The sequence below is a fragment of the Peribacillus sp. FSL K6-1552 genome, assembly GCF_038005205.1.
Classification (GTDB): Bacteria; Bacillota; Bacilli; order Bacillales; family DSM-1321; genus Peribacillus; species Peribacillus butanolivorans.
In genome coordinates, this window is the sequence record NZ_JBBOST010000001.1 from 4973791 (window position 1) to 4988377 (window position 14587).

The following is a 14587-nucleotide window of genomic DNA, read 5'->3' on the forward strand; positions in this document are numbered from 1 at the left end:
CATACAAATTCCCCCATAAGTATAGCCATTCTGTTTCTAATATAGAAGATATTCTCTCATCTAATGAGAGATTTTGGGGGAATTATTGTAGTAGCAAAATAAAAGAGATTGTTAAACTTAAAATAATATCAAAAAAACACCTCGTACCTTGGTTTGAGATTTACGAGAAATCACTACCAAACGGCTAAGGTGTCCTTATAGGATACTATAATTTAATTTAACATTTTTAATATCAATTCAGGGTGTATAAAAGAAATTTGCTTCTACATCTTTCTATATTAATTATTGATGTATATTTGTAATAATCGTGTTATCTTTTATTTCTCCATTCTCGGAGTAATTGTCCACATGGAAACTATTTTTTTCTGCACTGGTTGTAATTTCATTTTCTATGATAGAAAATCCTTTTGTATATTGTATAAACAGGCCAATTCTTCCAATATCCGAAAGAGTGTTGTGCCTTATTTTAATATTATTTGTATATCCCTTATGTTGATATTTCAAATCTGGTTCATCTATTAATAAACCATCCGTTCCTATATTTTCAAACTTATTATCACTGATTGTTACATTACTAGCAAACCCCAAATATATGCCGCGGTACGCATTAGAGATCCTATTATTTGAAATAGTTACTCCATCAATCCAGTTGAGATAGATATTAGGCTTTTGATTGCCACCAAGCTGATTATTAAAGACATTTTTTGATATAATGAGGGACTCTATTTTTGCAACGTTTGTAGGGCTAGGCCAACCCTCTCCATATATATTCTCTCTGCGAGTATTTTGAAAAATATTATTTGATATTGTTGTGTTACTACCTGATTGTGAGAGTCCTGTTTGAATACCATTAGATGTTTTCGAAGATTCCCCTTTTCCGTCTGGATTGGAGAGTGCAATACCTCTGTTATTATTTAAAAAGGTATTATTTTGAATAGTCGTATCTTTCCATTTAAAATTACGAATGCCTACGAAGGTAATACCTTCAAATGTATTATCTTTTATCTTGATATTAGTGCTAAACTTATTGTGAACAGAACCATGATTTCCAATGCCAACTGGCCAAGCAGTTGTTCCCTTGGTTCCACTTGCTCCAAAATAGGAGTTGCGAATTGTTACATTTTTTGAAGGGGTTCCATCATAAACGCCATATTGACTAAATCCCAATTTAGTATGCTCAGATATTTGGATTGCCTCTGAATAGAAGCGAGAATGGTCAGGTGTTGTGTCCTTAAATCCTAAAAATTTACTATTCTCTATTACAACCTGTTCGGAAGCATTAATATCTATTGCATGATCGCTTGCTACATCTCTAACCTCTATATTTCTAATCGTAATATTTTCCCCTCTTGCAATACCAATTGCATTGAACGGGTCTGGATAGTTTTTAATATTACCATTCCAAATACCACCCTCAATCGTGATATTACCATGGCCATTATAATCCGTATACATTGCCCCGGCATCACCATTAACCATTATCGTATTGTCATGACTGCGTAGCAGCTCAGCCCCTTCTTCAAGGACTAAATGTGTGTTCTTATATATACGTAACGTATTTGTAAGCTTATAGGTTCCTTTTGGAATGATAATCTTGATCGGGGTGCTACTCGTCTTAGCCAAGTCTAAGGTTTTTTGTATAGGTCTCGTATCGTCGTTAATTTGATCTCCTTTAGCACCAGCATCTTTTACATTAATAACAGACTCAGAAACAGTCTTTGAGACTGGCGAATATTCATTATTATTCAAAGATATGATTCCCTTGAAAATAACTAAAACGATTAAAACAAAACAGGCGATAGTCAAAGGCACTTTTTTGGGTACCTGCTTAAAACGGTGTATTTTTTTCATTTGAAAGACGATTCCTTTTTTCTGGATAAGTCATTTTACTACAATGTTTTGAGCGAAAATCCATATTCCATGACCTTCTATAACCAAATCCATTACTTTTAAAGAGTTTCGATTATACCATATTATCTCAAAGGAACTTTGAAAGCATAATGGGTAATAAATTTTCTACTCATAATCGTTTAAAGAAAAGCCTAAGTCCATATAAATTTAGGACTCAGGCTGCATAAAACGTTGTTTATTTAACTCTGTCTACTTTACAAGGCTCATTCGTAGTAGTTGCTTATAACTTTAGGTCAGCTTTAGTTAAGCCTTAATCAATTGTTTGTTCTCTTGTACTTGCCTATCACTTTGCAAATCTTGCATTACAAGTTTATTCAATCTATTCATAAATTCTTTATAATAACCTGACTGATAGTGGGAGAACGTTTTCCCGAATGGGTGATCATGTTGTCCAATATACTTAGTATCTTTTAGGTTAATTACCTTACAACCGGGAATGCACTGTATGAACCAAGAATTTAGCTTATCCCAGAAATAATTATTCCTTTGAATAATATGATTCCGTGGGAACTTTTTGATAGAACCATCTGCATCATAATATGTTGAGGTAAAGCCCCCAATATTAAGGATGATGCGATCTTCAGGAAGGTATTCTTTAATTTTTTCTGAAAACTGAATCATAGCTTCTTTCCATAAAGCAAAGTAAGTATCATTGTTGTCATGAGTAACTACTTCATAATCCATGAATTCCTTAAAGTATTTGCTTTGCCTTAAAGCAAGGCTTGCACTAACGATAGTATCATCATTTATTTTAATAATGTCACGTGCAGCATCTGCATATAAATCAATGATCAAGTATTCAGGACGCAATTCTTTAATCTGATCAAAGAAATTCTTCTCAAAGTCGCTCTGAATAAAATACTTGTTATACTCTGATACATCATCCATCTTAGCAACATCTATTTGCATAGGATTGGAAACCATGCTGATAATGGATGAATGGAATTGGGTTAATACACATTTGTAATTCTGCTTATAAGTTGGGTTAAAGTAGTTTGTTGAATTGAATGGATTTCTACTAAAACACGAGCCTAATACTGCAACTTTAACCGCATCATGTGAAGGTTTGTTAGAGTCTATAAAATAGAGAGAGAAGTTGCCTAATCCGTTTACATATGGTTTAAACTTATATGATGGATTAGCACTCATAATTTCGTATGTAAATTTCTCTTTTTTTAGATCTTCAAGTGGCTTAACCATTACATCTATGATTCTACCATCCAATGTAGTTAAACGTACAAACATATCCCATACATCTCCATGATGAATAACTTCATCGTTAAGAAGCTCTGCTACAGATAATTCTGCTTGAAAATGGGCATTTAACAAGGATAAATGCGATACTTTTTCAGTATAGTAAACATTTTCCTTTCCAACCGTATACCGCTTTTTTATAATTAGATATGATTCGAGCTCATCGAAATTCCAGACATCATATTCAGGAGAAGAAACTGTCCCTAAAAGATGCATAGTATTATTTTCAAATTTCAGCTGTGAAAGGTTTATTTTTAGTTCACTAGGCCTAATCAAAAGGGCGATAGAATTCTTCCCCGTAACATATGGCTTGGTTCTATATAAATCATTATGGGAAAAATTAAAATAATTGAAATTAAAAAGTCCTTTAGTTCCGCTTGAACATAGTAATGGAGCTTCAACAACTAATCCATCTTTGCTTGTTACTTCGATAAAAAGGTCCCAAATAAGGTTCTTATTCAATTGATAATTCTCAAATAAATCATTAATGTTTAAGGAGAAATTTAATGGATTTACACCTGTAACAGGATCAATTACCATAGATTCGTAATACTCGAAAAGGTGCTCTTGCTCTCGTTTTTTCACCATTAATCTAATAGAATAGTTATTCCAATCTTCTTGTTTTAAAATAGCTGAATTACTCATCTGAACTGATAAATTGAAGACTCCCTCATTAAATGAAGCTTTGCCGATGGTTGCTTTAATATCGTTTTTTAATACAAATATAGATACTCCGTTTTCTCCTGTAATGTACGGTTTTACTTTAAATTGTTTATTATCTAAACTCACATAATCATTTATGCTAATTTTTAGTTGGTTGTCTGTTTCTAGTTTGAAATAATCATCCCCAGACAATAAAAACAAGTCCCATATCATTTCATTATTTAGAGAAATCCCTTGAAGAAGAGTGTTTATATCTTTCTCAAAAACAAATTCACTACCGTTAATATTCAGTGGAAATGAATACTCCTCTGGATATTCTAATCCATGTTCAATTTCTCTTCTTCTAATACAAAGGGAACAACTTTCTTCTAATGAAACTTCTGCTTTACCATTTAGCGATAATTCACCATTACTATATCCTAAATTAGTTACTAAAATTGTCATACGTACCGTACCCTCCATAAGATTGAAAACCTTTAATTTATTGTTCAACCTAAGGAATTTATAGGTTGTTTATTCATGCTGTGAGTATTTTCTTCTATTATATCTTCCCAAATTTTACCGATGTTATCTATTTCGAATCGCTTAACACTTTCAAGGCCTTTTTCGGAAAATGCTTTCCTATTTTCATAATCCTCCATTAGCGCCATTAGGGCTTCTGCGAATTTCTCAACATTACCATCTTCAACAAGTAAACCATCTTCATTATGGGAAATGATCTCACTTGGCCCTTTTGGACAATCAAAGCTCACCACTGGCACTCCACATTGCATAGCCTCTACAATAACCATTCCAAATCCTTCAAATCTTGAACTTAATGCATAAATAGAAGCTTTAGAAAGTTCAATATCTATATGCTGAGTCGAGCCCATTAAAATCACATGATTATACAGTTTATACTCTGAAATTAAATCTTGAAGATTATCTTTTTCACGGCCGTCTCCAAAAATTTTGAGCTTCCAATCCGGATATCGCTGATTGACAATTTTGAATGCCTCGATTAATAAATCAAATCCTTTTTGTGGTACTAAACGTCCAGCGGCAATTATGGTCTTAGAATCCAAAGGGGATACGACACCTTGTAAATTTGGAATAGAGTTGGTGATTTTTCTAACTTCAACTCTTCCATCTTTAAGTAGTTCTTTGTAATCCTTTGTATCTTCATCTGTTAATGTGGCCAAATAATCCAACTTTCCATAATGTTTAATAATGGATTTCTTCATTCCCTCAGGATAGATGGAGAAGTTTAAGTGTTCTTGTCCAATAATGCGAACTTCTTTATTTGCATATTTACTTGCAAAGATGTTAAAGCTTGGTCGAGTGGTGACTAATATCCCCGAATTAATAGTTTTAATAATGTTATACAGCTTTATATCAGTCAGCAAGGAAAAGAAATGATACCCCTCGTCATCTGTATGAATAAGTTTACTTTTGATTTTAGATAATTTATTAGCTGTTCTCGTTTTTAAACTTGTATCATCTTTTCTTCTGCTAACTACATCGTGTAGGACAACAACCTTGATTCTCGGGTCTATTTCAAAAAAAGGCACTTTCCGATAACGGAAGACACTAATGATTTCTATATCGTAACCAGATTGAGCTAAATAGTTAGTTACGTTAAGAACAGTTCGTACTGTGCCACCCATTCCATAAATATCAAACACTAAGAAACGAATTTTCACAACAGCTACACCTTTTCCTATTTAATTTTTAAATACGGCTTCTACCGTTCGTTTAGAAGCTTGTCCGTCTTCTAAATGGCAGAACTTTTCTCTGAAATTCTTGAATCTTTGAGAATATAATTCTTCTACTTTATTAATATTTTCAATTGCATGAAAGAGCTGCTTTTCATTAAGGACAATAGGTCCCGGAGCTTCCGTCTGAAAGTCCATATAGAAACCACGAACCTGGGAACCATAACGAGATAAATCATATGTGAAGAAAATAATCGGTCTGTTTAAATTGGCATAATCGAACATAACAGATGAGTAATCCGTAATTAATAAATCAGAAATTAAATATAATTCCTGAATATCGTCATAACTTGAAACATTATAGATAAACTCTTCATACCCATGAAGCCTAATACGGGTAGCATCCCGGTAATGCAATCGTAATAGTAAAACATATTCATCCCCGAATTCTTCTTTGAACCTTTTTAAGTCAAATTTAAATTCATATGGCTTATGTTGATTTCCGTTATGAAAATCATAGTCTCTCCATGTAGGGGCATACAAAATAACCTTTTTGTTTTTAGGGATATTAAGCTTTTCCTTAATCTTCCCGGTTTTCTCTTCAAGGTTTGTTTTATAAAAAATATCATTTCGAGGGTATCCTACATCTAACATCTGTTTTTCAAATCTGAATGCTCTCTTTAAAATTGTAGACGTGTACTCATTTGGTCCAATGAGATAATCCCACCTTGCATTTCGTCTGCTTATTTGAGGTGATGTATTTTCCGCATAAGATAAAGAGTTAGGATCTATATCGAACCCTAGCTTTTTCAATGGTGTACCATGCCATGTTTGTAGGTGGACTGTCTTATTCCTTTTTTCATAAAAATCCGGAAAGTTCCCATTATTTACAAAATATTTTGATGTAGCCATATAATAGTAATATTTGAAAGAGTGTGGTCTGACCAGAATCGGATTGCCTGGAACTTCTTGTTTAAGATTATTTAAAACCCATATAGGTTTTATATTCTGTTTTTGCTCAAGCATTTCTTCATAGATCGCTTTTGGACTACATGAATAGCTTTTTCCATGGAAACTTTGGAAAATGACATTTTTCCGGTTAATTGGAAGAACCTTATTACAAGCCTTATAAAAGCGGAGACCCCATTTAGTCAAGATTCTTTTATACTTACCTTTTTGTTTAAGACGATCCTCTAAGGTTGAAATAACCTTTGCAGGGTCAATATTCATAGTAAATGGTACAAAACCTTTTTCAAGTTGAATTTCACACTGAATTAGATCAAAGCTAATATCTTTAAGCAATGAATCGCTCATTTCTAAAAGGCCTTGAGAACCTAAGTCTGCGGATACAATAAATTGAAACTCAAGCTTAGTTTTTCCTGTTTTTTCAGTTTGCCATGTGACAGGAAGTTCATATACGACACCGTATTGTGCTTTAATTGTTAATTTTCCTTTAGTAGTTGCAGGGAAGTCGATATTAGGAGGTTGTATATTTAGCTTTCCTACTATAGAAAGAATCCCTTTTTCTATTTCAACCTTTTCAATAGACTTAACGGCAAGATAGTCCCGAGAAAAAATGGATACTTCCTCATGGAGGGTATAATAAGGCTTTACAGCAAGAATTTTCCCTTCTGCATCGGATAACATCAACTGTGGTATTGAGATTAACTTTTGTTTATTAGTAATACCATCCAAACGCGTTACTAAACGGTTCATTTGTCCATCCACCAAAAGATATAAATCCCAAACCCCGTCTGTAAATATGCCCCTGTCCACAAGTTCTTTTACTTCGAATGTGTGGGTAAAATAAGACTCATTGATTTCAATATCTATTTGATATTCTTCAACAGACTGACGCTCTCTCACAACAATATGAGCGTTATTGTAGGATACTTCATTGGCTTTATCTCGTGAGATTACTCTTCCTGATAAAGTGATTTCTCCATTTTCGGAATAAATTGCTTCGACTTCAGCCTGTAAGTTTTCTTTTGTCACAAATAAAGCAATTCCTTGACTCTCTTCATCTATATTAATGTAAATATTCTTAATACCTTCAGAAGTCTGGAAAACTGCTGTTTTATTAAGGTCTACAGCAGGTGGAATTATTATTGGTAACATCATCTCTTGGTTCTCAAAGGTCATTTTGATGAATAGTTCTGTAGATTGTTCATCTAACAACTCATAAGAATTTTTTGAGAAGTCGAGGCGAATATCGAACCCTGTCCAATTATATTTATTATCTGGTTGACCAAAAAGTGTTGAAACATCACTACGAGCCACATTATTAATATCAATATTTATATCTTTATTACTAGAATGAAGAATAAGTTGCTTCCTCACATCTTCAGACTTTTTCACATCCCAAGATGGAACTAGGAAATAGCCACTTAACAATAGAGTTCCGTTATCTTCTAACGCTATGTTTTCTACTTTGAGGATTGCTTTACTTTCCTCACATCTAAAAGATAAATTTCCTTTGATTGTGGAATAGGGGAGAAATGAGATATTTGAATTTTTTACATAAAAAGGAGGGAATTCAATCGATTCTGAAAGTTTATTTTTAACTCGAGTTTTAATTACAGTTCCATCTTTTTCTTTTTGTAAGTAGGCATCCCATATTCCTGTTGTAAGATAGTTAATATGGTTATCTATTGAAATGTCCACACTAAATATTTCTTTTCCTTCATACTCGTTTATAGGAAACTTCAAAACCTGTCTAGATGTTCTATCGATTAAAGTGAAGAAAGCCTCGCCCTCACTTAACACTTCATCTGTTTTTAATATGATGCTAATTTTCTTTGATTGATACTTTATATCAAACAAAGAACACTCTGATTGTTCTTTAGGAAGCCATAATAATTCTAAAACCTTCAATTTGCATTTGCACCTCTCAGTTATTAACTCTTAATTTTTCTGTTGGTTTAAACCATTTAATAAAATATTCATTAAACAATTCGCTTGAGCAAGCAATAAATAATACGATTGTTATATAAAACTTATTTACAAATAATTTATAAATAATTTACAAAATCTTAATACCATTATATATATTTTTTAACAAAACTGAGTATATCATACCATTTAGTTACATACCATAAGGATTTTTTGGTTATCATTTTATAAGGATCGTTCTGTTTAGAATTATAAAATTTCATCAAATATATTAAACGGTTTATGGTACTTTAATTGACGTATAGGCTTTTTTGAGATTAAACACCTCTTCTATGTACTTTGCAATCATCCACCTTCGTATAATCCCTTGACCCTTGGTCTTTTCCTAATAACTTTTCCGAATTGTCCATGTAGGAGTATCTACTCATAAATATTTATCGAATAGTCATTCATTAAACACTATCTGACCTTTACTCTCCATATTGCTGAACTAATTGGATCTCAAGCATAAAGACATAGAAAATCCCGGATAAGGGACCTTTTTTCATGACCATTATTCGGGATTTTGTTCAAGTTCAAAATGAAGAGAGTTTCTTTATACAAACAGAGTATTTTTGAAAGGATTTAAAGTTAAAGATAAATTCTCATGAGATTTATGTAAAAAAACTACTTAACTGCCTTATGCTTTTTGAGTATACTTTCCAATTCTCTTAAAATGTCGTCTCTCAATTCAGGACGTTGTAGCGCAAATTCAATGGTAGTTTTTACAAACCCATCTACAACTCCGACATCATGTCTTTTACCTTCAAAATCATAGGCAATTACTGTTTGAATTTCGTTTAGTTTTTGAATGGCATCAGTTAACTGAATTTCACCACCAGCACCAGTTTCATGCTTAGCTAAAAAGTGAAATATTTCTGGGGTTAAAATATATCTCCCCATAATGGCTAAATTAGATGGAGCTGTTCCTTGTTCTGGTTTTTCAACAAAGTTATTAACTTCGTACCTTCTACCATCTTGAGTAAGCGGGTCAATGATACCATACCTATGCGTTTCGCTTTCATTAACGGATTGTACTCCAATAATAGACGAACCTGTCGCATCGTATTCATTTATTAATTGACGCAATGAAGGTACCTCGCTTTGAACGATATCATCACCTAATAGTACGGCAAATGGTTCATCCCCAATAAAATTACGGGCACACCAGATAGCATGTCCAAGGCCTCTCGGCTCTTTCTGCCTAATGTAATGGATATTGGCTAAATTAGATGGATATTGTACTTTCTCCAATAAATCAAATTTTCCATGATCCCTCAAATTATTCTCTAGCTCATAGGCATTATCGAAGTGATCTTCTATCGCACGTTTATTCTTTCCTGTGACAATAATAATATCTTCAATGCCTGATTTTACAGCTTCTTCTATAATATATTGAATAGTTGGTTTATCCACTATTGGTAGCATTTCTTTTGGCATTGCCTTTGTAGCAGGTAAAAAGCGTGTTCCCAATCCCGCTGCAGGTATAATTGCCTTTTTTACTTTTTTCATTAATTTGTAGCTCCTTCATATTTTAAAAATGTAAAATAAAAAAACCTTTCAACAATTATGTTGAAGTTTTATTAATCAAATGGATGCCTCTTATAATTTTTAAAAAATTCATATAGGTAATTAACTAATTATTTTTCCAGTATTTATAATGAATTGAAAAAACACTAAAAATTTCTTAATCCCATTATCGATAGTAACATAGACTCATTTTTTGTAAATATTTTAGCCTACATTCAATAAAATTTGTAATTATTAATATTTTGAGGTAATTTCATATTTTGATGATGCCTTTTACTAGCATTTCTCCCCATAGCTTCTTAGTATAACTACGGTGGAAGTGAACCTAATCCATCAGAAATTGATTTTTTTCAATTCATTAGATAGGTAATACTAGTAAATTGGTAGCAAAGAACGTGGCTCTAGAGGGTAAAAAGGACGTATCATCCATAGTTATATTGATATACTACATGGTAGTAATCCCAAAACTAAAAGGAGTATCGAGGTTCTCCGTTGATGAGGATATTATTGATAGTGTGTAGACAAAAGGAAAAAGTTAGAATTAGTAATCCAAGCACTGAGTTTGTCCAATGGCGGTATTCGCCAGTACAAGTTGACTCTATTATAGAATGGAAGAATATTGATTTACTTGTAAATATAAATACACCTATAATATATTCAATCTTTGCCATTCCTTGTTAGTCAGGTACGTCCACCCTTTTTATTTTAAAGGATACCCCTGACTTATTAGGCAATATTCTGAGATGCTCTCATTCTCTATTCTAGATAATCAAAGAGTTAAGTTCCCTTCGAATATTGTCACTGCATTTCCAGAAAGTTTAACTATATCTTCTACTACTTCAACCTTTAGTACGCCCCCTCTTTCTGACGCTTGATAAGCTTGAAATATATTTTTGTTCAGCTTACTTTTCCAATATGGCCCTAAACAACAATGTGCAGATCCTGTTACATAATCTTCGTTAAGGCCTTGGGCTGGAGAAAAGAAACGAGAAACAAAATCATATTCACTCGAATCTGATTGACTCGTTACAATGATGCCGCGAATCGGTAACTGAGCAATTAAGTCTATATCGGGATTTAAGTTTCTTACGATTTCTTCTGATTGAACTTCAATTAGGTAATCCAATTTGTTTTGACCAACATAAGTAGGAGCAACGCCTAAAGCCTTAATTAGTAAGTCAGGAGCAATAGCCTCCTTCTCCATTAATGACGGAAATTCCAACTGTACCATTCCATCTACCAATTTTGAAGTAAGAACTCCACTTTTCGTTTGATAGACAATTGGTTTATTTTTTTGTACGTATCCTTTTCCCCATAAAAAGAAAGAACTTGCTAGTGTTCCGTGACCGCAAATAGGTATTTCAATAGAAGGAGTAAACCATCGTAAATTACATTCATTTTTATGAAGATTAATAATAAATGCAGTAACAGGTAAATTAGTCTCTTTAGCTATCTGTTGCATCCACTCCGTGTTCTTTTCCTCGCTAAGAAAACAAACAGCAGCTGGGTTCCCTCTAAACGGTTGGTCTGTAAAGGTATTGATAATAGTTAATTCCATCAAGTAAGCCTCCGGTAAAAAGTATTGTTAGCTACATATTTCTACTCCAAAGATCACAATCCCTTTGTAAACCTTACTCAAAATTTTGGTTAGTTGTACAAGGAGGCTTGAACACCTTCTCCAACTTCGTTAACACATTTCCACTTTCATCTTTTCATAAAAAATCCTTCTACCAATGGTATCGGCATAAACTGCTCGTTATTGACCTACTTTATAAAAATAATAGAAACACTTATTTGGCAATTCAACTTCAAATGATAAATACAAAAAAAATAACATTTTTTTCAAACCGTTTTGAGGTTTGTCTCGTTACCTATAGTACAAAGAATTTTTCCTGAAAGGAGAGAAGGAAGACGTGAAGAAAATTTTTTTTGTTGTTGGATTGATATCAATAATGCTTGTCGTGTTAGGATTTTCAACCGTAATGGATTCTGACCGTGGTCTAGCTGTCAACGATGTTGTAAAAGTATACGGCCCAGGTGGACCTCTTGGACCAATCAAGGAATTGGCGGATCAATTTACTAACGAAACGGGAATAAAAGTTGAAGTAACTGCAGGACCCGAAGCAAAATGGATTGATCAAGCCAAACAGGATGCCGACATTATTTACGGAGGGTCCGAATATATGCTGACTGATTTTATGCTTAATCATCCGGGTATCATTAATGAAAAAACCCGTACAGAATTGTATTCACGTGCAGCCGGAATTTTGGTTAGAAAGGGAAACCCCAAGAATATACAGTCTTTAGAGGATTTAACGAAGAGAAGCGTAAAGATTATAGATGTTAATGGAGCTGGACAACTGGGACTATGGGAGGATTTAGCAGGAAGAAAAGGGCTTATTCCTGGGATTAGTAGCAATATTGCTATTTCAGTAAAATCTAGCGCAGAAGCAATCGATTTATGGAAGGCAAATTCTAAATACGACGCCTGGATTACTTATGAATCCTGGCATTACCGTCTGTCAGACGTGACAGAACTGGTTCAGCTTCCTGAAGAAGATAAGCTCTATAGAGGAACTCCAGTAAGTATAACAAGCAAGACCAACAATAAAAAAGAAGCAAAACAATTTATTAATTATCTAAAATCTGATGCATCCCATCAAGTGTTTCAAAAGTGGGGATGGAAATAAATAGGTGAGGAGTGGAATTATATGAAAAAATGGATGTTTATTTTAATGACTTTTACAATGGTGTTGGTTTTAGGAGCATGTGGAAATGACGCTAAAGATACTATCAAGAAGGATCAAGTGGTGAATAGCACAGCTGATGATACCGCCGATAGCCTGAAATCATTGGAGAGTGGAACAACGAGCGAGTACCTGGCTGATTCCAAAGGAATGACACTGTATTATTTCAAAAAGGATGAATCCGGAAAAAGCAATTGTGCTGGTGAATGTTTAGAAAATTGGCCGCCGTTCATAGCAAAGGATTTCAATGTGCCAAAGGGCTTTGACAAAAAAGATTTTGGAACAATAAAAAGAGAAGACACTGGGACAGAGCAAGTAACTTACAAAGGATTTCCGCTTTACTATTTTGTAAAGGATAAACAAGTGGGAGATGTCAATGGTGAAGGTGTGAAAGATGTTTGGTATATTGTAAATAATGAAACAGTTTTTCCAAAATAAGAAAATAGAGGGAACGATCAAATAAAAGTGATCGTTCCTGTTGTTTGTTTTCCAAATTTACTTGGTGAGGAGTTGCAGGTGCGATTGGAAGAAAAACTTGATAAAGAATTAATGGCATTAGTAAAGAATAAGTATCGTCCTGCTCTGGAAGAACTTTATGACCGGTATATTAAATTAATCTATGGCTTTATTTTTAAATTCACAAATGGAAATGAAGAAAAAACAAAAGAGATTGTGCAGTTAGTTTTTTTAAAGCTTTGGACGACAAAAAGCAGTTATAACCCCGAAAAGGGAAACTTTGTGAATTGGCTTTTGACTGTTACACGGAATGTATGCGTGGATTATGTTCGGAAAGACAGTATTCATATTCGGAATAACAAACAAATGGATTTGAGCAAGCCCATTGATATAGAAGATCCGAATAATGATATAGAAAATGGACTTATAAACAGTGAAATTGCCAAAGCAAAAAATAAGTTAAGCAAGCCGCAAAAAAGACTAATAGATTTACTATATTGGAAAGGCTATTCGCTAACGGAAATTGCCAAAATTGAAAATGAACCGATTGGAACCATCAAGAGCAGACTACATCAGTCTCTCAAGCAGTTGAAAAAGTATTTGGAAGTAGGTGATTTGTAAATGAGTATAGAATGCGATAACCTGCTTTCATTTTTATCAAATGAGCTGGAAGAAAAAGAAAAAAAGGCATTCGCGGAACACTTAATCCACTGCCCCGAATGCACCAGGGAGTATGATCAAATGACGGAAGCCTGGAATTCATTGAAGTGGGATTTCGAAGAATTTGCCCCCCCTTCTTCCCTAAAATCGGAAGTTATGAATTTTGTATTTGAGAGTAATCCTGAAATTCCTGTGCGAAAGGTGAAGAAATGGAGCAGTTTTTTCCGGAAACAGTTTACTCCTATTACTTCAGGGCTCTTGCTGGCCACTCTAGTTTTGGTCATCGTTCTGTTAAATTCCAATGTGCAACTAAAAAAAGAACTCTCAGCTATCAATCTGCCTGTAGAGGTTGAAACGACACTTTCTTTACAGCCTGCTGATAAGACGGCTGTAAATATGAATACTGACGGAGTTGCATATGTTTTGCAACAAGGTGAAGAAAGAAGATTAGTCGTACAGATTCAAAATTTGCCTACTCTTAAAGAGTCAGAGGTTTATCAAGTATGGCTGCTGAATAAAGGCGAACGGGCTAATGCAGGAACTTTCAAGCCTGATGAAGCTGGCACAGGATTGTTGACATACAAGCTTATATTAAATGATCAATTCAATCAAATCGGCATCACAAAAGAACCAGACCCAAATGGTACACAGCCGAGAGGTAAAAAGATAGTTGGGTCTTCATGACAATGAGAGACTTGCCTACATGGGGAGTCTCTTTTTAGGGATATTTTTCAGACCATA

The 14587-nt window shown here is 33.8% G+C and carries 10 protein-coding genes; 4 read left to right on the forward strand and 6 right to left on the reverse strand.

Annotated features, from left to right (window positions below):
- Positions 1-282: 282 nt before the first annotated feature.
- From NST21_RS23835 to NST21_RS23860, 6 genes are all read right to left on the reverse strand, one after another.
- Positions 283-1851, reverse strand: coding sequence for a right-handed parallel beta-helix repeat-containing protein (locus NST21_RS23835; RefSeq protein ID WP_340891683.1), 1569 nt, complete (start codon positions 1849-1851; stop codon positions 283-285).
- Between the two features lie 303 nt (positions 1852-2154).
- Positions 2155-4272, reverse strand: coding sequence for a DUF6270 domain-containing protein (locus NST21_RS23840; RefSeq protein ID WP_340891686.1), 2118 nt, complete (start codon positions 4270-4272; stop codon positions 2155-2157).
- Positions 4273-4316: 44 nt separating this feature from the next.
- Complete coding sequence (locus NST21_RS23845) at positions 4317-5510, reverse strand: glycosyltransferase family 4 protein (protein WP_340891687.1); 1194 nt, start codon at positions 5508-5510, stop codon at positions 4317-4319.
- Positions 5511-5531: 21 nt separating this feature from the next.
- Complete coding sequence (locus NST21_RS23850) at positions 5532-8396, reverse strand: CDP-glycerol glycerophosphotransferase family protein (protein WP_340891688.1); 2865 nt, start codon at positions 8394-8396, stop codon at positions 5532-5534.
- A 684-nt stretch (positions 8397-9080) separates the two neighbouring features.
- The gene (gene galU / locus NST21_RS23855) at positions 9081-9965 is read right to left on the reverse strand and encodes a UTP--glucose-1-phosphate uridylyltransferase GalU (RefSeq protein WP_340891690.1); all 885 of its coding nucleotides are present in this window, start codon (positions 9963-9965) and stop codon (positions 9081-9083) included.
- 787 nt (positions 9966-10752) lie between these two features.
- Complete coding sequence (locus NST21_RS23860; RefSeq protein ID WP_340891692.1) at positions 10753-11541, reverse strand: PhzF family phenazine biosynthesis protein; 789 nt, start codon at positions 11539-11541, stop codon at positions 10753-10755.
- A 355-nt stretch (positions 11542-11896) separates the two neighbouring features.
- On the opposite strand from NST21_RS23860, the gene NST21_RS23865 reads away from it, so the two are divergent.
- The 4 genes from NST21_RS23865 to NST21_RS23880 all read left to right on the forward strand — a co-directional run bounded on the left by NST21_RS23865 (position 11897) and on the right by NST21_RS23880 (position 14530).
- Positions 11897-12673, forward strand: coding sequence for an extracellular solute-binding protein (locus NST21_RS23865; protein WP_445670570.1), 777 nt, complete (start codon positions 11897-11899; stop codon positions 12671-12673).
- A gap of 21 nt (positions 12674-12694) precedes the next feature.
- A complete protein-coding gene (locus tag NST21_RS23870) occupies positions 12695-13168 on the forward strand; it encodes a COG4315 family predicted lipoprotein (RefSeq protein WP_340891693.1) in 474 nt (157 codons plus the stop codon).
- A gap of 84 nt (positions 13169-13252) precedes the next feature.
- Positions 13253-13807 carry an RNA polymerase sigma factor gene (locus NST21_RS23875; RefSeq protein WP_190270797.1) on the forward strand — a complete coding sequence of 185 codons (555 nt, stop codon included), beginning with the start codon at positions 13253-13255 and terminating at the stop codon, positions 13805-13807.
- Complete coding sequence (locus NST21_RS23880) at positions 13808-14530, forward strand: anti-sigma factor (RefSeq protein ID WP_340891695.1); 723 nt, start codon at positions 13808-13810, stop codon at positions 14528-14530.
- Positions 14531-14587: the final 57 nt, after the last annotated feature.

Excerpts from the sequence above, each read along its gene's own strand:
- NST21_RS23860 (WP_340891692.1), bottom strand. The coding sequence starts at position 11,541 with ATGGAATTAACTATTATCAATACCTTTACAGACCAACCGTTTAGAGGG.
- NST21_RS23835 (WP_340891683.1), bottom strand. The coding sequence starts at position 1,851 with ATGAAAAAAATACACCGTTTTAAGCAGGTACCCAAAAAAGTGCCTTTG.
- NST21_RS23840 (WP_340891686.1), bottom strand. The coding sequence starts at position 4,272 with ATGACAATTTTAGTAACTAATTTAGGATATAGTAATGGTGAATTATCG.
- NST21_RS23870 (WP_340891693.1), top strand. The coding sequence starts at position 12,695 with ATGAAAAAATGGATGTTTATTTTAATGACTTTTACAATGGTGTTGGTT.
- galU (WP_340891690.1), bottom strand. The coding sequence starts at position 9,965 with ATGAAAAAAGTAAAAAAGGCAATTATACCTGCAGCGGGATTGGGAACA.
- NST21_RS23880 (WP_340891695.1), top strand. The coding sequence starts at position 13,808 with ATGAGTATAGAATGCGATAACCTGCTTTCATTTTTATCAAATGAGCTG.